Here is a 22886-nt window from a genome sequence, read left to right on the forward strand (position 1 = left end):
AAGATTGCGAACGCGCGGCGCTATCCAACGAAAGCGCGCTCGATAACGAATTGCCCCGGCCGCGAATTGCTTCCTTCGACGAAGCCGCGTGCTTCCAGATCGGCGGCATGATCCCTGATCATCGCCATGCTGCCACACAGCATCACCCGGTCGCCCTCGGGATCGAAACGCCGGGGGCCGCTTACCCGTTCGAACAGGATCCCGCTTTCGACAAGTCGTGCAATCCGGCCCTGCGTTCTGAAGGGCTCCCGCGTGACGGTGGGCAGATAATGGAACTGCAGCAGCGCCTCGTCCTGCACCAGCGGGTCGCCGGCGAGCTGGCCTTCCAATACATCGCGCCAGGCCAGGTCGGCCACTTCGCGCACGGAGTGGACCAGCACGATTTCGGCGAAGTGCGCGTAAACATCGGGGTCCCTGACCAGGCTCATGAACGGCGCAATTCCAGTGCCCGTCGACAGCAGGAACAGGCGGCGCCCGGGCAAGAGGGCATCGGTCACAAGCGTACCGGTAGGTTTGCGGCCCAGATACACCGGATCGCCAGAACGAATGTGCTGCAGGCGCGATGTCAGGGGCCCGTCTTCGAGCTTGATCGAGAGGAACTCCAGTTCATCGGCATAAGCGGGGCTGGCGATCGAATAGGCGCGCAGCAATGGCTTCCCCTCGCCCGGCAGGCCGACCATCACGAACTCACCCGACCGGAAGCGGAAGCTGGGCGGGCGCGAAATGGCGAAGCTGAACAACCGGTCGGTCAGGTGGCGAACACGAGTTACGGTTTGGACCGCCAGCGCGGTGGAAGGATTGAAGGCTTCGCGATCGATGGCCTGATGAGTCAAAACGAAGATCCTGTCGGCGAGTCATTAATTGCGAGTGATTGTCATTAGCGACTCTCGCGATTGGACGTCAACAGGGTAACGGACACGCAGTCCGCAATTCTCCACAGACTGATTTTTGTGCGGGTCAGCCCGCCGCCTCCCCGCGGCTCGATCGAGCGCCGGAGATACGTTGCGAACGGCTCAATACGGTCGGGCTAGGCGAGCTTCGGCGGCAGCGCGAACAGATCGGCATACCGCAGCGCAAGCGCACGATCGCCTTCGATGATAAGGCCCGCGTTGCGTTCCAGCTCCGCCCAGGGGATGCCGGCGTACAGCCCCCCGGCCAGGATCGAGGCATTCGGGGCCCGGAACAGAGTATCGGCACCGCTTGGGTCGGCACGCGCAATCGGCAGAGTGCCATCGGCCGGCTGCGCGACGAAGCCTTCTTCCCCGATGGCGAAGCCAATGGTGCCGCGAACCGTTCCCACCTGCGCCTTGTTCACCATCGTGCGCATCGAAATCATCAGGGAGACGGCCGACAGCGGCAACGAGGGATCGTGCGCGCTCGATTGCGCCGCCCAACGCCCGGCCTCCTGAATCAACGGCTCGGCGGCATAGCCCCATTCCGTCAATTCATAGACCTGCATCTTGCCTGGTGGGGGAAGCTGCCGCTTCTCCAGCACGCGGGCCTCTTCTAGCGATGCCAGCCGTTCGGTCAGCACCTTGGCGCTGATCCCGGGCAGGCTGGCCCGGATATCGGAAAACCTCAGCGCGCCGAGCATAAGCTCGCGGACTATCAGAAGCGACCAGCGCTCACCCACCAGTTCCATTGCAAACGCTGTTCCGCAGGCGTCCTGATACCATTTGCCGTGCGGAGATGCCTCCTTTTTGGTTTCAACTTGTAACTTCATAGTTGCCTTTTGTAACTCAATGCGTCAGGTGTTGCAAGGTCGATTCGCCGCCAACGAAGGAGCGTGCCCCGATGTCACGAATGATCTTTGTGAACCTTCCCGTTGCCGATCTGGACCGGTCGAAGGCATTCTACGAAGCGGTCGGTTTCACCAACAACCCCCAGTTTTCCGACGAGAATGCCGCCTGCATGGTCTGGTCCGATGCGATTTATGCCATGCTGCTGAAACACGATTTCTGGAAAACCTTCACCAGCAAAACGATCCCGGATGCCAAGACGACGGCGCAGGTCCTGCTTGCGCTCACTCAGGACAGCGCCGCCGAAGTCGATGCCATCGTGGAACGCGCCGCGAAAGCGGGGGGATCGACCGATCCGACACCGAAACAGGATTTCGACTTCATGTACGGGCGCAGCTTCGAAGATCCCGACGGACACATCTGGGAGAATACCTTCATGGACATGGCGGCCGTGCCCGGTTGCGAAGCGCCTGCCGATCAACCTGGCCATCTGGCATCCCAGCAGGCCTAGCTTCGGCCCTCGGGCCGACGAAATGGCCGGAACTTAGGTCGGGCGATTGATCTGGTTCGGATGCATCCGTGGCGGACCGTTGATGAGTTCACCGCTACTTCCGGCCGACTTCGGGCCAAGGCTCCCGGCGCTCCGCTCCGTCTGTAACAAACATAGGGAAGGGGATTGATCATGCCTCTCGATAAACAGGCTTCGATCGTCATCACGGCCTACGATTGGGTGCCCGATTTCGCCCGCGGGCTGGTTCGCGACCTTCGGGTGCGCTGGGCGCTGGAAGAGGCGGGGCTCGACTACCGCGTCGATTATCTGCCGCAGGGCACGCAGAAGATGCCGCCGCACCGCCAGCGCCAACCGTTCGGCCAGGTTCCCACATACGAGGAAGGGGATCTGAAGCTGTTCGAATCAGGTGCGATCCTGCTTCACATCGCCGATCACGCGCCTGGCTTGCTACCCCCAGGCTCCAACGGCAGGGCCAAGGCCGCGCAATGGGTGATTGCCGCGCTCAATTCGGTCGAACCGCCGCTTTCAGAATGGGCAATTGCGACAATATTCGAAGCTGACAAGGCCTGGTCGCTTCCGCGAAAACCGTCGATCCGCGAACGGATCGAGGAGCGTCTGGCCGAGCTGTCGGCACGGCTCGGCAGCGACGAGTGGCTGGAAGGCGAATTCTGCGTCGGGGACGTGATGATGATTGCGGTGCTCCAGATGGTGAGCGGCGAACTCACCGACATGTTCGACCGCTATCCCAATCTCGCCGAATATCGCGCGCGTGGCGAAGCGCGGCCTGCGTACCGCCGCGCACTCAAGGATCACATGGAAGGGTTTACGGGCAATCCACCGCCCGGTTGGAACCAGGATCAGGAAAAGGACACGAAATCATGACGTATATCGAAGGATTTGTCGCGGCGGTGCCGACTGCCAACGAAGCCGCTTACACCGACCATGCCCGCGAGGCGTCCGGCCTGTTCAAGGAATTCGGTGCCACCCGGATGACGGAAAACTGGGGCGATGATGTCTCGCCCGGCGAAGTGACCGATTTCTACAAGGCGGTTCAGGCGAAGGATGGCGAGACGGTCGTGTTCTCGTGGTTCGAATATCCCGACAAGCGCACTCGCGATGCGGCGAACGAAAAGATCATGACCGACGACCGGATGAAGGCGTTCGGCGAATCCATGCCTTTCGACGGCAAGCGCATGATCTTCGGCGGGTTCGAAACCATCGTGGACCAGCGCGGCGAAGGCACGCCGGGATATGTCGACGGGGTCATCCTGCCGGTCCATCCCGACAAGAAAGCCCCCTACGTCGAAATGGCGCAGATGATGGCCGGCAAGTTCGTGAGCCTCGGCGCCGTGCGGGTGGTCGAAGGCTGGGGCGACGACGTGCCGGACGGCGAAACGACCGACTTCCGCCGCGCGGTCAAGGTGCAGGATGGGGAGAACGTCGTTTTCTCTTTCATCGAGTGGCCCGACAAGCAGACTCGCGACAAGGCCTGGGAAGCGATAATGTCCGACCCGGAAATGCAGATGGAGGGGAACATGCCTTTCGATGGGCAGCGCATGTTCTGGGGCGGCTTCCGTCCAATCGTCGACCTCTAAAAGGGTCGATTGCTGCCGGCACTGGTTGAGGAGAGAACCATGTACGTGAACGGATTTATTCTGGCTGTACCTGCCGACAAGAAGGATGCTTACAAGGGCGTCGCCGAGAAGTTCTGGGAAATCGTCAAGGATTACGGGGCGAAATCGCAGATCGAATGTTGGGAGGTCGACGTGCCCGACGGCACGACCACCGATTTCCGCCGCGCGGTCAAATGCGAAGACGGCGAGAAGGTCGTCTTCTCCTGGGTCACCTGGGACGACAAGGAAACCGCCGACGCCAGCCATGACAAAATGATGGCTGACGAGCGGATGACCACCTTTTTCGGCGATGGCAAAGACATGCCCTTCGACGGCAAGCGCATGGTTTACGGCGGGTTCGAGCCGCTGGTGTGGAAGGAAGCCTGAAGATGACGAACGATCGTGGAGCCTTCATCTGGTACGAGTTGATGACCACCGACCGTACCGCAGCGGCTGAGTTTTACGGCTCGGTGGTCGGATGGACCTTCGGCGATACCAGCGCCTCGACTCCCGGCGGGCCGGACTATCGCATGATCCAGCGCAGTGATGGCGGCCTTACCGGCGGGGTGCTGACCCTGACCGATGCCATGTGCGAAGGCGGGGCCAGGCCCGGATGGCTCGGTTACATCCACCACCCTCAGGTCGACGATGCCGTCGCCCGGATCGTGGAGGCCGGCGGCACCGCGCACATCGCGCCGCACGACATGGAAGGCGTGGGCCGGATCGCCCTGGTCGCGGACCCGCAGGGCGCGCCGATCTACGTCATGAACCCCGCCCCTCCCCCCGGCGACCCGGACGCGAAGAGCGACGCCTTCGATTACGAAAAGCCGCAGCATGTCCGCTGGAACGAACTTCAGACGACCGACAGCGATGCTGCGGTGGCGCTCTATGGCGAAGTGTTCGGGTGGGATCAGAAGGACAGCATGCCGATGGGCGAGTTGGGCGAATATCGCTTCATCCATCACGGCGAGACGATGATCGGCGCGATCATGCCCAAGATGCCGGCAGTGCCGCAATCCGTCTGGTCCTTTTACGTCGGCGTGGACGACATCGACCGCGCGGCACAGGCTGTGATCGACGGCGGCGGCCAGCATCTTGACGAGATCATGGAAATCCCCGGCGGCGAATTCTCCGTCCAGTGCACAGACCCCCAGGGCGCGACGATCGGCCTGGTCGGGCCACGCAGGAATTGAGGTTTATGACTATGCATAAGAACACAATCTGTCTCTGGTTCGATCGCGATGCGGAAGATGCCGCGCGGTTCTATGCCCAAACATTTCCAGACAGCGAAGTCACCGCCGTTCGCAAGGCGCCCGCCGATTTTCCGAGCGGAAAGAAAGGCGACGCGCTGACGGTGGAATTCACGGTCTGCGGCATCCCCTGCCTGGCGATCAATGGTGGCCCCGCCTTTCCGCAAAGCGAATCCTTCTCGTTCCAGATCGCGACCGAGGATCAGGAGGAAACCGACCGGTACTGGAACGCCATCGTCGGCAACGGCGGCGAGGAATCCGCCTGCGGCTGGTGCCGCGACAAGTGGGGTCTCAACTGGCAGATCACCCCGCGCGCCATGAGCGAGGCGATGGCCGCCGGCGGCGAAGAGGCTGAGCGAGCCTTCGAAGCAATGATGACAATGCGCAAGATCGACGTGGCCGCGATCGAAGCCGCCCGGCGCGGAGACTGAGCGATGGGTCGTAGAATAATCGGCGGTGCCTTCATCTCGCTGGACGGAATCATTCAGGCACCGGGCGGACCGGAAGAAGATACGACCGGCGGCTTCGCCCACGGTGGCTGGCTGGCGAACCTTTTCGAAGAGGCGATCGCCAATCAGATCGACACCCTGTTGTCGATGCCGTTCGATCTGCTGCTGGGCCGGCGTACTTACGACATTTTTGCCGGGCATTGGCCGCACCAGCCGCAGGACGATCCGATCGCGGACATGTTCGCCCGCGCGCACAAGTACGTGCTGACGGGGTCGGACCAGACGCTCGACTGGGAAGGAAGCCATCGTCTGGCCGATCTGGACTCACTCGCTGCGCTGAAGCGGCAGGACGGGCCCGATCTGGTCATCCAAGGCAGTTCCACGCTCTATCCGCAACTGCTCGAACACAATCTGCTGGATCGGCTGGTGCTGATGACCGCCCCGCTTACGCTGGGCACCGGCAAGCGGCTGTTCGGGGATGGCACGCCCGTGCGCAAATTCCGCCTGGTCGAACAGAGGCTCGGCACAAACGGCAGCGTCATGTCGACTTACGAACCGAACGGCGCACTCGAAACCGGCTCGTTCGCCAGTCAGCAGCCGAGCGAGGCCGAAATCGAACGGCGGCGCAAGATGGCGGAAGGGACCTGGTGATGCTTGCCCTCTACGGCCATCCTTTCTCGTCCTACACCTGGAAGGCGCTGATCCCGCTATACGCCAATGAAACGCCGTTCGAATTTCGCGAAGTCGGGTCCGATCATCCGGCACGCGCCCAGTTCGTTCAGGCGGCACATCCTGCCGGGAAATTTCCCGTTCTGGCCGACGGAAACACTGCCGTGATCGAAGCGACTTCGATCGTCGAACATCTGGCGCTGCACCACCCCGGCCGGGCACCGCTGATCCCGGCCGATCCGGCGCAGGCAGCGGTGGCGCGCATGCTAGATAGGGTATTCGACAACTACGTGATGGGTAGCGCGCAACTGGTCGTGAATGCCTATCTGGCCGACCGCGCCAATCCCGATCCGGAAGAGATCCGCCGGGGCAAGGCCGGGCTGCTGCGGGTCTATGCCTGGCTGGACAATTGGCTCGGCGCGAATGATATGCCCCCCCATGTCTCTCTGGTGACCTGTGCGGCAGCTCCGTCGCTGTTCTATGCCGACTGGGTGGAGCCGATTCCGGCAGAGTCCCCGCGTCTGGCAGCCTTGCGAGCGGAACTGCTGGCCCTGCCCCCAGTGGCCAGATGCGTGGACGATGCACGCCCCTATCGTGCATGGTTTCCGCCGGGTGCGCCCGACCGGGATTGAGTTGACCGACCCTTCTTGTTCCCATAATGTTCCACAAAGCAAGCGGGGGTGATTCACGATGGCCGAGTACACATTCTTCTTCAATCCGATGAGCCGTGCCCAGATCGCACGATGGGCACTGCACGAGGCGGCCGTCGATTACGAGCCGGTCTTCGCTTCGTTCGAGGACAGACCGGCCGCTCTGCTGGAGGCCAACCCGCTCGGCAAGCTTCCGACCATTGTTCACCACCGCGATGGGCGCGACCATGTGGTGACCGAGGCGGCGGCGATCTGCCACTATCTGGCCGAGATGTCGGCGCCGGAGCTGTTGCCGCAACCGCATGAGAAGGCCGACTATTTTCGCTGGCTGTTCTACGCCGCCGGGCCGCTGGAACAGGCGGTGACAGCGCGCATGTTCGGCTGGGAATTGCCACCGGAACGGGAAATGAGCGCCGGTTTCGGCAACTACGAACGCGCGCTCGATGCGATCGAAGGATGGCTCGCCAGCCACGACTATGTGTGCGGTGATCGCTTTACGATGGCCGACGTCTATGTCGGCAGTGCGATCGATTGGGGATTGCAGTTCGGCTCAATCCCCCAGCGCGAAGTGTTCGAAGCCTATGCCGCCCGGTGCCGGACACGGCCCGCCTATCAGGAAGGCAAGGCGATCGACGGCCGGCTGATGGCCGAAATGCAGGGAGGAGATGCCTGATGAGTTACCGGAGCACATGCCATTGCGGCACGATCAGTGCGACGGTTTCAGGCGATCTTCCGGCGGAGGCGATGACCTGCAATTGCTCGATCTGCCGACGCAAGGGAACCGTCCTACACTTCGTTTCTTCGGATGAGGCCGCGCTGGATGCACCGACAGACAAGCTGGGCGATTATACGTTCAACAAGGACGCGATCCATCACCATTTCTGCATGGTGTGCGGCTGCACACCGTTCGCCACCGGCACCGATCCGCAAGGAAACGAAATGGTCGCGGTCAATCTCCGCTGCGTGCCGGAATGCGATCTCGACCAGCTGAAGCTGACCACCGTCGATGGAGCGTCGTTCTAGGCCATAAAGCTATGTGAAGACGGCGCTCTTGCGCAGAAGCTGGTAAGCCTCGACCACGCGGCCCAGGCGCCCTTCATGCTGGCGATCACCACCGTTGCGGTCGGGGTGATACCGGCGCACCAGTTCCGAATAGCGACGGCGCAGGCGACGCAGGTCGGTATCGAGGCCGAGCCCCATCGTCTCCAGCGCCCTGGCCTCTTCCGCGCTGAAGCGGCTGTCCATCGCCATGCGCGCCTCGCGTTCGGCGCGGCTCCTGATCCCGCTCGCGCGCGCCGAAATTGCATCGAGCGGATCGTCGAAGTCGGACCAGCGCGGCATCCCGTCCACACCGCCTGGCGGACGAAACCCATGCGTTTCGGTTCGCCAGCCTGCGCCGGGCGCCTGGGCGGCGAGGATTTCTTCCGCGCTCATCCCTTCGAACCAGTCGTATCCCGCGTTGAATTCGCGCACATGATCAAGGCAGAACCAGCGCCATTCGCCCGGCCCATCGAACGAGTTGCCGCGCGTGCCGGGCGCGCGAAATTCGCCCTGCTCGTCGCACCCCGGCCTTTCGCACCTGCGCCTGCTGCCTTCGTATCGTCCATGGAACTTCGTCTGCTTCACCCCATTAGGATGGGCATGGACAAGCGCGTTGGGAACCCCCAAACCGGTCCAATGACGACTCCGTTGCAAACCGAGATCGAAGCCCTTCTGGCAGAGGCGTTTTCGCCCACCAGACTGGAAGTTATCAATGACAGCGCCAGCCACCGCGGCCATGCGGGCGACGATGGTAGCGGCGAATCGCATTTCACCCTGGTGATCGAAAGCGAAGCCTTTACCGGCAAGAGCCGGCTGGAACGTCAGCGCATGATCAACCGGGCACTGGGCGATATTCCGGGCGAGAGAGTCCACGCCCTGGCCATTCGCGCTTTCGCGCCCGGCGACGGGTGATGGCTGACGTCCTCTGGTCCTGGACAGGGCGGAGACGGAGGCGGTCGCCGCGACAGACGGCATCGTCCGCTGTCGAACATGGCACCGCTGCATCCCCCGCAATGACGATGGCATCGGCCGCCGCTATCCGGAGTTAGAGCATCCATGATCGAGCAGACCATCACCCCCGTGACGCACGACCTCGGCCAGTTCGAAGTTCGCCGCGCGATCCCTTCGCGCGAACGGTCGATGGTCGGCCCGTTCATCTTCGTCGACCAGTTCGGCCCGGCGCAGCTCGATATCGGTGCCGGCATGGACGTGCGGCCGCATCCGCATATCAACCTTGCGACCGTGACCTGGCTGTTCGAAGGCGCGATCGACCATCGCGACAGCCTGGGCACATTCGCCACGATCCGCCCGGGTCAGGTCAATCTGATGACGGCAGGCAGCGGCATCGTCCATTCGGAACGCAGCCCGCAGGAAGAGCGGGACAAGGGCGCGCGCCTTTACGGGATGCAGACCTGGCTCGCCCTGCCCGATGGTCAGGAGGAGATTGCCCCTGCATTCGAAGCGCAGTCGGATCTGCCGGTGGTCGAAGACCAGTGCGCGCGTGCGATCGTCGTTATGGGTGAGCTATGGGGCCGGCGTGCGGCCACCACGACCCATGCCGGCACGATCTATGCCGAAATCGCGCTTGCCCCCGGCGGCGCCATTCCGGTGGAGGCTGAGGCGGACGAGCGGGCCGTGATGCTGGTGGAAGGCGCCGCCACAATCGGCGGTCAGGCGCTCAACCTGTTCGAACTGACGGTGCTAGCGCCGGGCAAGGCGATGACGCTGGCGAGCGACAACGGCGGCCGGGTCATGCTGCTGGGCGGCGAAGCCTTCGCCCGCAAGCGCCATGTCTGGTGGAACTTCGTCAGTTCCGACCGCGAACGGATCAACCAGGCGAAACGGGATTGGCAGGAAGGGCGCTTCCCGATCGTTCCCGGCGACGAGAACGAGTTCATCCCCCTTCCCGAAAAGGCAACGACGGTGAGTTATCCATGAGCTTCGACAAACAGGTCGCCTGGATCACGGGCGCATCATCGGGCATCGGCGCCGCCCTGGCGCGCGAGTTCGCGGCACGCGGGGCGCGGATCGTCCTTTCCGGCCGGGATGAGGCGCGCCTGTCGGCAGTCGCGACGGCGCTGGACACCGAAACGCTGTGCCTGCCCTTCGACGTGCGCGACGATGCGGCGATGGCTGCCGCGACTGGCGAGGCGATCGCCTGGCAGGGCGGCGTCGACATCGCGGTCGCCAATGCCGGCGTTTCGCAACGGGGAACGGCACGCAAGACGGACATGCAGGTCTATCGAGAGATCATCGCGATAGACCTGACGCAGCAGATCGCTTTCATCCAGGGGCTCGTGCCGCACATGGCCGACCGGGGCAGCGGGCGGATGGTGTTCATATCGTCGGTCGCGGGCAAAGTCGGCGTTCCTATGCGCACCGCCTATTGCGCGGCCAAGTTCGGCCTGATCGGCTATGCCGATGCCCTGCGTGCGGAACTGTCGCAATCGGGGGTGGAAGTCCATGTGATCGCACCCGGTTCGGTCGCCACCGATGTCAGCCGCAACGCGCTGACCGCCGACGGATCAAAACGCGGCAAGAGCGACCCGGCCATCGACGGCGGCATCCCTGCGGATGAGGCCGCGCGCGAGATGGTGGATGCGATCGCCCTCAACCAGCGCGAGATCATCGTCGCACGCGGGATGGAAGAGGCGCTGGGCAAGCTGCGCCAGACGCCCGATCAGGTGTTCGATCAGGTCGCGGCGATCGTCGCCAACGGATATATCGAGAAGATGGAAGCGGAGGGATAAGGCATGGAATTAACGCGCGTCACACTGGCCAACGGGATCGAACTGGACACGGTCGATATCGGGCCGAAGGATGCCCCCGCGCTGATATTCCTGCACGGCTTTCCCGAAAGCCACCGGACCTGGCGCCATCAGCTCGCCCATCTTTCGGACAGGTTTCGCTGCATCGCACCCGACCAGCGCGGCTATCGCGGATCGTCGAAGCCGCAAGACGTGGATGCCTATACGCCCGACAAGCTGATCGGCGATATCTTCCTGCTGGCCGATGCCCTGGGGGTCGAGACATTCACGATCGTCGGGCACGACTGGGGCGGCGCAATCGCCTGGGGCACCGCGCTGGCGGGCCAGGCGAATGGCCGCGTCACGCGCGCCGTAGTCGCCAACGCGCCCCATCCGGCGATTTTCCAGAAGCTGCTCTACACCAACGAGAACCAGCGCCAGTCCAGCCAGTACATGCGCGGATTCCGCGATCCGGCAAACGACGCGCTGGTCCGCGAGCACGGCCTCGCCGCGATTCTCATGCAGGAAGTCAAATGGGACCGGCCAAGCGAAATGGAGGCTAAGGAGCGCGAGGCGCTGCTGCGCGACTGGCAGGATCGCGACGCGGCCTTCGGAATGCTCAACTGGTATCGTGCAAGTCCCATCGACGTGCCGCCGATGGATGCCCCTTTCGAGCTACCCGAAGGCTGGACGCCACCTCCGCTGCCCAGGCTGACCATCCCGACACTGGTGATCTGGGCAATGGACGACCGCGCCCTGCCGCCCGAAAATCTCGAAGGGATGGACGAGTTGATCGAGAACCTGACCCTGGTCGAAGTGCCCGACTGCGGCCACTTCGTACCCTGGGAAGCGCCGGATCAGGTCAATACCGCGCTGGACGCGTTTCTGACGAAGACGGAATAGGCGCCGGTTTCCAGCCCCCTCTCTCGATCGAGAGAGGGGGCTGCTTCGCACCGGGATCAGAACTTGACCCGAACACCGCCGAAGAACTCGCGTCCTTCAAGGTCGTTCAGAGATGACGTCAGGTTCTGGCTACTGCCATAATTGAGGCCATCCGGCATAAACGGTCCGAGCTTGTCGAACACATTGTTCACGCCGGCATAGATCGAAAGGCGCGGGTTCTCGCGGAAGGAATACCGCATGTAGAAGTTGTGATAGTCCTGCGCATCCGCCCTGAAGAAGGCGTTTTCGTCAGGCAGCACATCGTTGTCGTCAACGCCTCCGCTTCGATAGACCGTGGTCCAGGTCGCGCGGAATCCGTCGAGCGAATAGCCGACTTTGGCCCGGAACTCGTCCTTCGGATATCCGATTTCTCCCAGATTGATACCGGTCTGCGGACCGCCCACCGACAGGAACGTGTACTCATCCTCGAAATAGTGCGCATATCGCACATCGAAATCGATGGAGCCGGGCAGGAAGCCGGGTTCCGCGCGATAGTTCGCAGACACATCTAGCCCGGAAACCTTACGGCTGTTGAGGTTCTCTTCCTGATTGATGACCTGGATGACCCGGCCACTGCTCGCATCGCGCGTGATGACGTTGCAGAAGCGATTGTCCGGGAAATTCACATCGCCATAGCAGAGATCGGCGGTCAACTGGGTCGAGATCGTGCCGATCGCCCCCTTCACCTTGATGTTGTAGTAATCGACGATCAGCGAGAAATTCGGCAGGAATGACGGCGCGATGACCGCCCCGATCGTGAAGGTATCGGCCGTCTCTTCCTTCAGGTTCTGATTGCCTGCATTCGGTCCGCTGACCGAACCATCGAACTCGAACGCTTCGCCCGCGTTTTCCGGATCGTTGAAAAACGCCTGGATACCGGGTTCGGCAAGGCAGTTTGCGGAGATGGTTGCGGCCGATGCCGTACTACCCGGCGCGGGCGTAATCCCGGTGCCATCGGGCATCAGGCCATCGCAGGGATCGCGGAGATCGTCGGCATCGCCACGCGGCGCGGAAAAGAATTCCGTGATCGTCGGCGCACGCTGCGACCGCGAATACTGCCCCCGAATGCGCAGCCCGTCGACCGGCGTGAAGCTGCCGCCCGCATTGTAGCTGAAGATCGTGCCGATCGTCGAATAATTCGCAACGCGGCCGGCAAGTTGCAGCGACAGCATATCCTCGATGATCGGAATATCCGCTTCCGCGAACCCTTCGATCACATCGAATTGCGCCTTGATGTTGGGGATCACGGATGCAGAGGTCAGTTCGAACTCGTTATCGGGATCGCCGATCGTGTTCTGCTTTTCCTTGCGGTATTCGAAACCGGCGGCGAACTTCACGGGGCCTGCCGGAATTTCGAACAGATCGCCATTGATCGAACCGCCCGCAGTATACTGCTGCCGGATCTGCTTCAGGTTAGCGGTGTAGCGAATATAATCGGCCGCTGCGGGCGAGATCGAATTGGTGCCGAACATGTCCAGCGGAACACATCCATCGGCACGCGCAGCGGCATCGACGCATTGGTACCCGCCGGAACCATCCGCCTCGATATCGAGCGCGTTGCGGATGTTGAGATAGTTGACTTCGTTCAGCGTGGTCTGCCGCTGTTCGAAGCGACCATAAGTCCCATAAACCTCCCAGCCAATCGGCCCGAAGAAACCTTCGGCCCCGGTAATCAGGCGGAACGTATCGCGCTTGTTGATCTTCTCGCGCATTCCCAGTTCGTTGAACCTGCGCGACCAGCTGACGGTGCCGGAACGGGTTTCTTCCACTTCGGGCGGAATGAACGGATGGGACGCCGGCATCTGGCCGATATCGCCCAGCTCGTTCAGCACCCCGATATCGGTCGTGCTGGCCGCGGTGCGCGGAGACGTACGCGTCCTGGTATCGACCGCGGAATAGAATGCATTCGCGAACAGCGAAACATCCGGCGTGATTTCAAACGTGCCGCGAAAGGCGCCGTTGATCGATTCGAACAGCGGCGACAACGTGCGTCCGGGCCGGATATTGTAGCCGTCGACCTCGGTCACGAAATCTTCGCCAACCGGTCGCCCATCCTGAGGCTGGAGCGATTTGTCGTTGAACCAGACACCATCGACGTTCCAGGCGTCGCCGGATTCAAATCGGCCACCGGGCAAGCTGGAACTCAGCCCCGGCGCAAAGCAATACCGACCGCTATCATCGCATCCGGGCAGGTCCGTCTCATCCGGCCATCCGCCCACGTTCGGCGCGCGCCATTCCAGACCTCGTAGCGAATCCGGCCGAGTTTCATCCGCGAAGATCGCCGTTTCCCGATCATAGGTAACACCCAGCAGGACATACCCGCGACCATCGGCGAACTTCTTGCCGAGAGTGAGGTCGACCGTTGTTTCCTGCTCACCCGAGCGATCGGCCTTGCCATATCTGACATTGCCCCTGAAGCCGTCCAGACTGTCTTCCAGCAGGATGTTGGCGACCCCGGCGATGGCATCCGAACCATAAATGGCAGATGCGCCGCCGGTCGTGACTTCGATCGATTTCACAAAGCCAGCCGGGATCGTGTTGAGACTGACCCGCTCTCCATTGCCGGAATTGGACACCACACGGCGACCGTCGATCAACACCAGCGTGCGATCACTTCCGAGACGGCGCAGGTTGATCGTGCTCAAACCGGCGTTCTGAGTGCTCAGCGCGGAATTGTCGGGAGTGATGTCCGCGTCCACGCCGGGAAGTTGCAGGATGATTTCGGCCGTATCGACTGTGCCAACTTCGTCCAGATCGGCACGATTCAGCATCTGCACCGGTACCGCAGCCGTTTCATTGGACCTGCGGATGCGTGAGCCTGTGACGACGATAGTATTCTCGGCCGGAGCGGCCGCAGCAGGGACCTGATCCTGCGCCATGGCAGGCGTCGCCGCGACACCCATCGGAAGACCGGTGAGAACCGATGTAACGAGCAATCTCTTACGAAACTTCAGCAATTGTTGTGCCCCCCAGGCAGTTGCAAATGCAGAGCGTGCACTCTGATGCTTCTTGCATTGACCAATTGGCAGCGGACTGGAAGACCTTACAAAACGCTCTCTTTATCTATTGATAATACTGATATTTTTTTGATCCCACTCATAGCCAAAGCGATACACTGTTGCACAATGGAAACAGTGCGCTTCATGCGAGACGCGGCCGATCCGCGCGCTTATCCGGCACCGCCCGGTTCCCATTCGATCCATGCGCCATGTGGGTGCGCGACTGCGAGGCGGGTCCAGGTTTCGCCACCGGGCCAATAGCGCACCGACAATTCGTGGCGATGCGTGTCGCGGTTCGCCTCCAGCGCCACCCAGGCGAGCGGGCTTTCGGCGCTGGCCCGTGCGCCGGCGGCGGCCATGGCTGCTTCTATCCGCTCGCGCTCCTCCTCCGGCAGGTATTGCCAGACGACCGAATGCATTATCACGCGGGTCACGCCCGCTTCCGGCTCAGTTGCCAGCGTCCGTTCCACGAAGTCGGCAGCCGGGCAGCGTTCGATTTCGGGGGGGAAGGTTCTGGCGGCGACAATTGCGGCGTCGAGGCGCGCGAAGCGTTCCGTATATTCGGGCCAGATATAGGCACGAAGCCGCGAGGCCTGGCGCTCGTCGGTCAGATCCACCGGAGCGATATCGCACCCTTGCGCGCCGACGATGTCGAACGCGCCCGACGGTGGCGGATCGCCGCGCCATTCGGGGGCGATCCGCATTCGGGCCCCGGCCGGCCCCACGTGGACACCGCCCAGATCATACCGGTATCGGCGCATCATCAGGTTGATCCCGGCACTCGCCCCGATCTCGTTCAGCGCGAAATTGCCGGGCAGTCCGCGGTCCACGAGCCACAGGAACGCCGCAGCGAATCCCGCGGATCGCCCGGCCTCATTGGTCTGCGGCGGGCCGTCGAGCCAGGGCATCAGGAACGGCTCGTGCCGTTCGATAACATCGGCGAGAAGATCGGCCATCCGGCTGGCTCTCTGCCCGGCATAGACCGGCTCCAGATCCGGTTCGGCCCCATCGAGGTGGAGCGCGTGCAATCCGCCGGCGATCCGCAAGGGCAGCGCATCGGCCAGCGGCGCGCCCTGCCACTTGCGGATTCGCCGCATGGCCGCCCCGCCCCGCCCGCTATCGAGCAGATCGTGCAGCCCTTCGCACACGCTGGCAGTCACCTCTGCACCGTTGGAACGGCAATAGGCGACCTGGTTGGCGAAGGCCCGCCGCACCGCCTCCGGCCCGCGCGCGGCGGGGTCGCCCGGTTCGTATTTCATATCGTCTCTATCGGCCATCTCCATTGCCCTTTCCGCGCCCCTTGCCTAAGTGCCGCCGCGCAATGGCAACACCGCTGACCTTCGCCATCCCCAAGGGGCGTATTCTCGAAGAGGCTTTGCCCGTGATGGAACGTGCCGGCGTCGTGCCGGAAGAGGCGTTCCACGACAAGGGCAACCGCAGCCTCACATTCGCAACTACGCGGGAAGACCTGCGCCTGATCCGGGTGCGGGCGTTCGACGTCGCCACATTCGTCGCCCACGGGGCGGCGCAAGTGGGCATCGTGGGGTCCGACGTGATCGAGGAATTCGATTACTCCGACCTTTACGCGCCGGTCGATCTCGCCATCGGGCATTGCCGCCTGTCGCTGGCAGCCCCGGCCGATGTGCCCGAAGCCGGGGCAGGCGCCAGCCACATGCGCGTCGCCACCAAGTATCCCAATGTGACCCGTCGCTGGTTCGAACGTCAGGGCATTCAGGCCGAGTGCGTGAAGCTCAACGGCGCGATGGAAATTGCGCCGGCGCTCGGCCTTGCCCGCCGGATCGTCGATCTCGTTTCCAGCGGCCGCACGCTGGCCGAAAACGGGCTGGAGGAACGCGACGTGATCATGCAGGTTTCTGCGCGCCTGATCGTCAATCGTGCCGCGCTGAAAACCGATCCGCGCGTCGGCGAACTGGTCGAACGCTTCCGCACCGTTGCCGCTGCGCCGGACGCTTCGTGATGCAACGCCTTTCGATCACCGATCCGGGTTTCGAAACCGCCTTTACGCGGCTGGTCGATGGGCGGCGCGAGAGCGACATTACCGTCTCGCAGGATGTCGCCACGATCGTCGAACGCGTTCGCCGCAGGGGCGATACCGCGCTGGCCGAATATACCCGCCGGTTCGACAAGCACGACCTCGTCGACGACGCAGACTGGTGCATTGCCCCCGAAGCCTGCCGCGCGGCTTACGAAGGGCTGGACGCGCCGCTGCGCGATGCGCTGGATCTCGCGGCGCAGCGGATCGAGGCCTATCACCGCGATCAGTTGCCTGCCGACAGGGACTTTACCGATGGCGCCGGCGTGCGCCTGGGTGCCCGCTGGCAGCCGGTCGATGCCGCTGGGCTGTATGTCCCCGGCGGACGCGCGGCCTATCCTTCATCCCTGCTGATGAACGCGATCCCGGCGCGCGTGGCCGGGGTGGAACGGCTGGTCGTCGTCACGCCGACCCGTGGGGGGGAGAGCAATCCGCTGGTGCTCGCCGCCGCGCACCTCGCCGGGGTGGACGAAATTTGGTGCATTGGCGGGGCGCAGGCGATTGCCGCCCTTGCCTATGGCACCGAGCGGATCGCGCGGGTCGATGTCGTCACCGGCCCCGGCAACGCCTGGGTGGCGGAGGCCAAGCGCCAGCTTTACGGCGTGGTCGGGATCGACATGGTCGCCGGGCCGAGCGAGATCCTGGTCATCGCCGATGGCGACAACGATCCCGACTGGATCGCCGCCGACCTGTTGAGCCAGGCGGAACACGATCCGACCTCGCAATCGATCCTGATCACCGACGATGCCGCCTTCGCCAACCAGGTGGAGGACCGGGTCGATACCCAGTCCGCCCAGCTCGCCACGCGCACGACGGCGCAGGCAAGCTGGCGCGACAATGGGGTGATGATCGTGGTCGAAACGCTCGATCAGGCGATCCCGCTCGCCAATCGGCTGGCGGCGGAGCACGTGGAACTGGCGGTCGCCGATCCTTCCTCGCTCTTCGCCGGCCTGCGCCACGCCGGCAGTGTCTTTCTGGGCCGTCATACGCCCGAAGCGGTCGGCGATTACGTCGCCGGACCCAACCACGTCCTGCCGACCGGGCGCCGCGCGCGCTTCGCCAGCGGCCTTTCGGTGCTCGATTTCATGAAGCGCACCAGCTTCATCGAACTCGATCCCGGCGCGCTGGCCGCAATCGGCCCCGCTGCGGTTGCGCTGGCCGAGGCCGAAGGTCTACCGGCACATGCCAATTCGGTTTCCATGAGGCTCAAATGACATCCGCCCCTTCGTCCAGGCGCTCGCTCGCTCGCTCGGCCGCGCGCCTTGCGGCCGTCCAGGCGCTCTACCAGCGCGAGATGGAGAGCACTGCGCTCGCCCGACTGCTCGATGAATTTCACCAGCACCGCCTCGGCGCGGTGATCGAAGATGAACAGTATGCCGATGCCGAAGTCGCCTTCTTCGACGATATCGTATCGGGCGTCGATGCGCGCTGCGACGAGATCGACCTGCTGCTGAGCGACAGGCTGGCGCAGGGCTGGAACCTGGCCCGGCTGGACAAGACGATGCTACAGATCCTGCGCGCCGGCACATACGAGTTGCTCGCGCGGGCAGACGTGCCCGTTGGTGCAGCGATCAGCGAATATGTCGACGTTGCCAAGGCTTTCTTCGACGACCGCGAGGCGAAATTCGTCAACGGTATCCTCGACGCGGTGGCCAGGCAGGTGCGGTGAGCGGCGAGCTCGACCTGATCGAGCGCCTGCGCGCCCTTCCGCTGCACGAAGGGGCGCGAAACCTGGATGACGATGCCGCCGTGCTCGATATCGGCGGCGAGACACTGGTTCTGACCCACGATATGCTGGTTGAAGGGGTGCACACCGCACCGGGCCAGGATGCGGCCGACGTGGCCTGGAAACTGGTCGCGACCAACCTTTCGGACCTTGCCGCCAAGGGCGCGCGGCCCATCGGTGTCCTCGTCGGCTTCACTCGGGGCGATGACGACGCGCGCTTCGTTGCCGGGCTGGAAGAGGCGCTGACGCATTACAACGTGCCCCTGCTCGGCGGCGATACGGTGTCGTCCGGCAAATCGCCGCGCAGCCACGGCCTGACCGCAATCGGGCGGGCGAGCCATGTCCCCGTCCCGTCCCGCGGCGGTGCGCGGTCGGGCGATGCGATCTGGGTGACCGGAACACTGGGTGCGGCGCTGGCCGGGTTCGAGGCATTCACGGCTGGCGATCGTGCGCAGGCCGGCGCCTATCTGCGCCCGCGAGCGCTGATCGACGACGGCCTGGCCCTCGCCCCGGCGGTGACGGCGATGATGGACGTTTCCGATGGTTTGCTGCTCGATGCCTGGCGCATGGCACAGTCCAGCGAGGTGAGCCTCGTGCTCGAGAGCGCCGCAGCCCCCATCGCCCTGCCCGAGGCGCGGCGCGACGAGGCGCTGCGCTGGGGCGACGACTATCAGTTGCTGTTCACCCTGCCCCCCGGCACCGCCCCACCCGTTCGCGCAACCCGCATCGGCACGGTCGAACCATGCGACGGCGACGGCGCACTGGTGGTCGATGGCGTATCGATCACCTCACCGGACGGGCTCGGCTACAGCCACTAGCCCCATGAGCCCCGGCAGAGCGTTTCGCGGCGCGGCCGCGTTTCGTTCAGATTTCGGGGCAACGGACGCCGCGCTTTTCCAGGATCGGACGCAGCGCGTAATAGGCTTCCTTGGTGCGATGGTTCGGGATCGCGGGGTAGAGGTGGTGGATCAGGTGGGTTTCCATCCCGATCGACCCGATCTGCCCCAGCCGGCTCTTGAACAGGCGCGTACTGGTATAGCGGCCCTGTTCCCCACGGGGATGATGCGGTGCCCATGACAGATAGAAACGGATGTAGCTGAGGCCGATATGGCGCGGCAGCCACCAGAGCAGCGCAGCCTCTATCGCATAGCCGCTCCACGCCATGGCGAACAGCACCGCCATGAAGATGAGCTGCAGCCGGATCGTGTCCTTCAGGGAATCGCTCGCTTCCTTCGTCCCCATCTCGTTCAGGATGCGCTTGTAGATATGGATCGACCCGTCGACACCCGGCTGGCGGTTGAGCCAGGTCTTGTAGATCGCGTGCCACGGGCCGTTCGCCCGGTCGGGATAGTCGGGGTCCTTCTCGGGATGATTGGTGTGATAGTGATGCTCAAGATGCATCAGCCGCGCCATCGAGAAGGGGAAGACGATGATGATTGTCGAAACCTTGCCGGTCCATTCGTTCAGCCAGCGCCGCTTGCTGCCCGGGCGGGCGATATTCGAATGCATCGCTTCGTGACTGGTGACATAGCCGCCCACCGCGAACACGGTCGACAGTACGAAAGCCAGCGGAAGGTTCAGCCAGCCCATGATCGCCAGCGGGAAGAAGCTGAGCCAGATGGCGTAGCAGGTGAAGGCGGCGGCGGGGTAGATCCACATCTTGCCGCCTTCGAACTGCTTCGCAATCGCCCGTTCTTCTTTCAGCAGCGCAACGCGCGTGTGCCGGTCGAGAGACGAATCGCCCGAAAGCGGGATCGCAGGAGCATCCGCCGGATTCCGCCGATCGACTTGGGTATCGCTGCCAGAGCGATCGCGCAGATCGCCACCGTGCGTCGCGCCAATAGCTTCGGTCACAGCCAGCGCCCCTTAATCGTTGCATAGAGGCCCCAGGGCCCACCGATCAGCAGGCCGAAGCCAATCGCCGACAGGCCGAAGGGCGGCGCCCATCCCCAATACGCCATCGTCTGCGCGATCAGCGGCGCGATAAATCCGATGCCGAACAGAAACGGCATGATCTTGAACAGGGACTGCACTGCCTTCTGCATGGCCGTTTACTTAATCTTAAGTATGATCTCCCGCAACCTTGCAGTCGTTTCGGTCGAACGAACGTCGCATTTTGGTGCACCGATGCAGAAAGCGCGCAATGGACAGCAGGCCCTTGCGCGATGCGTGCCACCGCTTATACCTCGCAAATGCAAACGGCCCTGCGAAAGCGGGGCCGTGCGCCAAGAGAACAAGTATTTTGGGAAAATAGAGGGGACACGCGCGTGAATCTAATCACGATCGCAATAGGCTTGGGACTTCTGGCCATACTGTATGGCTTCGTCACCAGTCGCCAGGTGCTCGGCGCAGATGCCGGTAACGCAAAAATGCAGGAAATCGCCGGCGCCATTCAGGAAGGCGCGCGGGCTTACCTAAACCGCCAGTATACGACGATAGGCGTGGTCGGGATCGCCGTGGCGATTATCGTCGGGATCTTCCTCGGCCCGATTTCCGCCATCGGTTTCGTCATCGGCGCGATCCTGTCGGGCGTTGCTGGCTTCATCGGCATGAACATTTCGGTGCGCGCCAATGTCCGCACGGCCGCCGCCGCGCAGACCGGATTGCAGCAGGGTCTCACCCTCGCCTTCCGCGCGGGTGCGATCACCGGAATGCTGGTGGCCGGCCTGGCCCTGCTCGCGATCGCAGTGTTCTTCTACATCCTGATCGGCCCGATGGGGCTGGAACCCAATGGCCGCGAAGTGATCGACGCGCTGGTCGCACTCGCCTTCGGCGCTTCGCTGATTTCGATCTTCGCGCGTCTGGGCGGCGGCATCTTCACCAAGGCTGCTGACGTCGGTGCCGATCTGGTCGGCAAGGTCGAGGCGGGCATCCCCGAAGACGACCCGCGCAACCCTGCGGTGATCGCGGACAATGTCGGCGACAATGTGGGCGACTGTGCCGGCATGGCCGCCGATCTGTTCGAAACTTATGTCGTGACCGTGGGCGCAACGATGGTGCTGACCGCGCTTCTGCTCACCACCGTGGGCGAACTGCTTCTGCCGTTGATGGCCCTGCCCCTGCTGATCGGCGGTGCCTGCATCGTCACTTCAATCATCGGCACCTATTTCGTCCGCCTGGGTGGCGGGACGAATGTGATGGGCGCGATGTACAAGGGCTTCCTCGTCACCGCAGTGCTTTCGATCCCGGCGATCTGGTTCGTCACCAGCTATGCACTGGGCGGCGATATGGCCAGCGTGATCAACCCCGGCACCGACATGGTGCCCTTCAGCGGAACGGACCTGTTCTGGTGCTCGATGGTCGGCCTGGCCATTACCGGGCTGATCATCTGGATCACGGAGTATTACACCGGCACCAACTATCGCCCGGTCCGCTCCATCGCCAAGTCGTCCGAAACCGGGCACGGTACCAACGTGATCCAGGGTCTGGCGATTTCGCTTGAAGCGACCGCCCTGCCCACGCTGGTGATCGTGGCGGGCATTGTCATCGCCTATCAGATCGCCGGGCTCATGGGCATTGCCTATGGCGCCACCGCGATGCTGGCGCTGGCGGGCATGGTCGTGGCGCTCGATGCCTATGGCCCTGTCACCGACAATGCCGGCGGCATTGCCGAAATGGCCGGTCTGGACGACAGCGTTCGGGAAAAGACCGATGCGCTGGACGCCGTGGGCAACACGACCAAGGCGGTGACCAAGGGGTACGCGATCGGATCGGCGGGTCTTGCCGCACTGGTGCTGTTCGCGGCCTACACCACCGACTTGCGGGAGTTCTTCCCCAACGTCACGGTCGATTTCAGCCTTGAAAATCCATACGTGATCGTCGGCCTCCTGCTCGGCGCGCTGCTGCCCTACCTGTTCGGGGCGATGGGCATGACCGCAGTGGGCCGCGCAGCGGGCGACGTGGTGAAGGACGTGCGCGAACAGTTCGCGGCCGATCCGGGCATCATGGCGGGCACGAGCCGTCCCGACTACGCCCGCACAGTCGATCTGGTGACGAAAGCCGCGATCAAGGAAATGATCGTGCCTTCGTTGCTGCCGGTGCTGGCGCCGATCGCCGTCTATTTCGTGATCACGCTGATCGCGGGCCAGGACAACGGCTTTGCCGCGCTGGGCGCACTGCTGCTGGGCGTGATCGTTGGCGGGCTGTTCGTCGCGATTTCCATGACCGCCGGTGGCGGCGCATGGGATAATGCGAAGAAGTACATCGAAGACGGCAATCACGGCGGCAAGGGTTCCGAAGCCCACAAGGCCGCGGTTACCGGCGATACGGTCGGCGATCCTTACAAGGACACCGCCGGTCCGGCGGTCAACCCGATGATCAAGATCACCAACATCGTCGCGCTCCTCCTGCTGGCTGCCCTCGCGGCGGGTTGATCCGCGCCGTCTCGACGGCATCAAACGAAGGGGCACGGAACCGAACGGGTTTCGTGCCCCTTTGCCGTTAAGCCTTCCTAAGCACCCCGATGCTAACCCGCGCGTGCGGCGATCTGCGCCGCGG

The 22886-nt window shown here is 63.3% G+C and carries 26 protein-coding genes; 19 read left to right on the plus strand and 7 right to left on the minus strand.

From position 1 onward, the window contains the following. Window positions 1–20: 20 nt before the first annotated feature. Both AM2010_RS05525 and AM2010_RS05530 read right to left on the minus strand, forming a co-directional pair. A complete protein-coding gene (locus AM2010_RS05525) occupies window positions 21–833 on the minus strand; it encodes a ferredoxin--NADP reductase (protein WP_047806218.1) in 813 nt (270 codons plus the stop codon). Window positions 834–1027: 194 nt separating this feature from the next. Continuing rightward, on the minus strand, window positions 1028–1723 hold the full coding sequence (locus tag AM2010_RS05530; protein ID WP_047806219.1) for a winged helix-turn-helix transcriptional regulator: 696 nt from the start codon (window positions 1721–1723) through the stop codon (window positions 1028–1030). Window positions 1724–1794: 71 nt separating this feature from the next. On the opposite strand from AM2010_RS05530, the gene AM2010_RS05535 reads away from it, so the two are divergent. From AM2010_RS05535 to AM2010_RS05580, 10 genes are all read left to right on the plus strand, one after another. Beyond that, complete coding sequence (locus tag AM2010_RS05535) at window positions 1795–2250, plus strand: VOC family protein (RefSeq protein WP_047806220.1); 456 nt, start codon at window positions 1795–1797, stop codon at window positions 2248–2250. 171 nt (window positions 2251–2421) lie between these two features. Further along, the gene (locus tag AM2010_RS05540) at window positions 2422–3132 is read left to right on the plus strand and encodes a glutathione S-transferase family protein (RefSeq protein ID WP_047806221.1); all 711 of its coding nucleotides are present in this window, start codon (window positions 2422–2424) and stop codon (window positions 3130–3132) included. After that, the gene (locus AM2010_RS14515) at window positions 3129–3845 is read left to right on the plus strand and encodes a DUF1428 domain-containing protein (protein WP_047806222.1); all 717 of its coding nucleotides are present in this window, start codon (window positions 3129–3131) and stop codon (window positions 3843–3845) included. Before AM2010_RS05540 ends, AM2010_RS14515 begins: the two co-directional genes overlap by 4 nt. A gap of 39 nt (window positions 3846–3884) precedes the next feature. Next, complete coding sequence (locus AM2010_RS05550) at window positions 3885–4250, plus strand: DUF1428 domain-containing protein (protein WP_047806223.1); 366 nt, start codon at window positions 3885–3887, stop codon at window positions 4248–4250. Between the two features lie 2 nt (window positions 4251–4252). Beyond that, window positions 4253–5056: a VOC family protein gene (locus AM2010_RS05555; protein ID WP_047807732.1), complete on the plus strand. Its 804-nt coding sequence runs from the start codon at window positions 4253–4255 to the stop codon at window positions 5054–5056. A gap of 5 nt (window positions 5057–5061) precedes the next feature. Further along, window positions 5062–5544 carry a VOC family protein gene (locus AM2010_RS05560; protein ID WP_047806224.1) on the plus strand — a complete coding sequence of 161 codons (483 nt, stop codon included), beginning with the start codon at window positions 5062–5064 and terminating at the stop codon, window positions 5542–5544. A 3-nt stretch (window positions 5545–5547) separates the two neighbouring features. Further along, entirely contained in the window at window positions 5548–6213 is a 666-nt protein-coding gene (locus AM2010_RS05565) for a dihydrofolate reductase family protein (protein ID WP_047806225.1), read from the plus strand. Then, entirely contained in the window at window positions 6213–6863 is a 651-nt protein-coding gene (locus AM2010_RS05570; RefSeq protein WP_338047424.1) for a glutathione S-transferase family protein, read from the plus strand. The genes AM2010_RS05565 and AM2010_RS05570 overlap by 1 nt, the downstream gene beginning before the upstream one ends. 58 nt (window positions 6864–6921) lie before the next feature. Further along, window positions 6922–7554 (plus strand): glutathione S-transferase family protein, encoded by a 633-nt coding sequence (locus AM2010_RS05575; protein ID WP_047806227.1) that lies wholly within the window; start codon window positions 6922–6924, stop codon window positions 7552–7554. Next, entirely contained in the window at window positions 7554–7904 is a 351-nt protein-coding gene (locus AM2010_RS05580) for a GFA family protein (RefSeq protein WP_047806228.1), read from the plus strand. Before AM2010_RS05575 ends, AM2010_RS05580 begins: the two co-directional genes overlap by 1 nt. A 9-nt stretch (window positions 7905–7913) precedes the next feature. On the opposite strand, the gene AM2010_RS05585 is transcribed toward AM2010_RS05580, so the two are convergent. Continuing rightward, window positions 7914–8507, minus strand: coding sequence for a DnaJ domain-containing protein (locus AM2010_RS05585; RefSeq protein WP_047806229.1), 594 nt, complete (start codon window positions 8505–8507; stop codon window positions 7914–7916). A 51-nt stretch (window positions 8508–8558) separates the two neighbouring features. Here AM2010_RS05585 and AM2010_RS05590 point away from each other — a divergent pair, with 51 nt between their 5' ends. The 4 genes from AM2010_RS05590 to AM2010_RS05605 all read left to right on the plus strand — a co-directional run bounded on the left by AM2010_RS05590 (window position 8559) and on the right by AM2010_RS05605 (window position 11572). Beyond that, window positions 8559–8834: a BolA family protein gene (locus tag AM2010_RS05590; protein ID WP_047806230.1), complete on the plus strand. Its 276-nt coding sequence runs from the start codon at window positions 8559–8561 to the stop codon at window positions 8832–8834. Between the two features lie 144 nt (window positions 8835–8978). After that, complete coding sequence (locus AM2010_RS05595) at window positions 8979–9860, plus strand: pirin family protein (RefSeq protein WP_047806231.1); 882 nt, start codon at window positions 8979–8981, stop codon at window positions 9858–9860. Then, on the plus strand, window positions 9857–10672 hold the full coding sequence (locus tag AM2010_RS05600) for an SDR family NAD(P)-dependent oxidoreductase (RefSeq protein ID WP_047806232.1): 816 nt from the start codon (window positions 9857–9859) through the stop codon (window positions 10670–10672). The genes AM2010_RS05595 and AM2010_RS05600 overlap by 4 nt, the downstream gene beginning before the upstream one ends. A 3-nt stretch (window positions 10673–10675) precedes the next feature. After that, the gene (locus AM2010_RS05605) at window positions 10676–11572 is read left to right on the plus strand and encodes an alpha/beta fold hydrolase (RefSeq protein ID WP_047806233.1); all 897 of its coding nucleotides are present in this window, start codon (window positions 10676–10678) and stop codon (window positions 11570–11572) included. Window positions 11573–11628: 56 nt separating this feature from the next. Here the strand turns inward: AM2010_RS05605 and AM2010_RS05610 are convergent, their stop codons facing one another. Together AM2010_RS05610 and AM2010_RS05615 are read right to left on the minus strand one after the other, a co-directional pair. Then, window positions 11629–14568 (minus strand): TonB-dependent receptor plug domain-containing protein, encoded by a 2940-nt coding sequence (locus AM2010_RS05610; protein WP_150115239.1) that lies wholly within the window; start codon window positions 14566–14568, stop codon window positions 11629–11631. 212 nt (window positions 14569–14780) lie between these two features. Beyond that, window positions 14781–15887 (minus strand): DUF2332 domain-containing protein, encoded by a 1107-nt coding sequence (locus AM2010_RS05615; RefSeq protein WP_047807733.1) that lies wholly within the window; start codon window positions 15885–15887, stop codon window positions 14781–14783. Window positions 15888–15931: 44 nt separating this feature from the next. Here AM2010_RS05615 and hisG point away from each other — a divergent pair, with 44 nt between their 5' ends. Genes hisG through thiL form a run of 4 tightly spaced genes read left to right on the plus strand, consistent with a single transcriptional unit; the run spans window position 15932 to window position 19207 of the window. Continuing rightward, a complete protein-coding gene (hisG, locus tag AM2010_RS05620; protein WP_047806235.1) occupies window positions 15932–16588 on the plus strand; it encodes an ATP phosphoribosyltransferase in 657 nt (218 codons plus the stop codon). Then, on the plus strand, window positions 16585–17877 hold the full coding sequence (gene hisD, locus AM2010_RS05625; protein ID WP_162492228.1) for a histidinol dehydrogenase: 1293 nt from the start codon (window positions 16585–16587) through the stop codon (window positions 17875–17877). The genes hisG and hisD overlap by 4 nt, the downstream gene beginning before the upstream one ends. Beyond that, the gene (gene nusB, locus AM2010_RS05630) at window positions 17874–18332 is read left to right on the plus strand and encodes a transcription antitermination factor NusB (protein ID WP_047806237.1); all 459 of its coding nucleotides are present in this window, start codon (window positions 17874–17876) and stop codon (window positions 18330–18332) included. The genes hisD and nusB overlap by 4 nt, the downstream gene beginning before the upstream one ends. After that, complete coding sequence (gene thiL / locus AM2010_RS05635; protein WP_047806238.1) at window positions 18329–19207, plus strand: thiamine-phosphate kinase; 879 nt, start codon at window positions 18329–18331, stop codon at window positions 19205–19207. Before nusB ends, thiL begins: the two co-directional genes overlap by 4 nt. 46 nt (window positions 19208–19253) lie before the next feature. Here thiL and AM2010_RS05640 read toward each other — a convergent pair whose 3' ends face one another. Further along, complete coding sequence (locus AM2010_RS05640) at window positions 19254–20243, minus strand: fatty acid desaturase (RefSeq protein WP_236699417.1); 990 nt, start codon at window positions 20241–20243, stop codon at window positions 19254–19256. Then, window positions 20240–20434, minus strand: coding sequence for a hypothetical protein (locus tag AM2010_RS05645; protein ID WP_047806239.1), 195 nt, complete (start codon window positions 20432–20434; stop codon window positions 20240–20242). Before AM2010_RS05645 ends, AM2010_RS05640 begins: the two co-directional genes overlap by 4 nt. 222 nt (window positions 20435–20656) lie before the next feature. On the opposite strand from AM2010_RS05645, the gene AM2010_RS05650 reads away from it, so the two are divergent. Continuing rightward, window positions 20657–22762, plus strand: coding sequence for a sodium-translocating pyrophosphatase (locus AM2010_RS05650; RefSeq protein ID WP_047806240.1), 2106 nt, complete (start codon window positions 20657–20659; stop codon window positions 22760–22762). The last annotated feature ends 124 nt before the right edge of the window (window positions 22763–22886 follow it).

Source organism: Pelagerythrobacter marensis, from assembly GCF_001028625.1.
GTDB lineage: Bacteria > Pseudomonadota > Alphaproteobacteria > Sphingomonadales > Sphingomonadaceae > Pelagerythrobacter > Pelagerythrobacter marensis.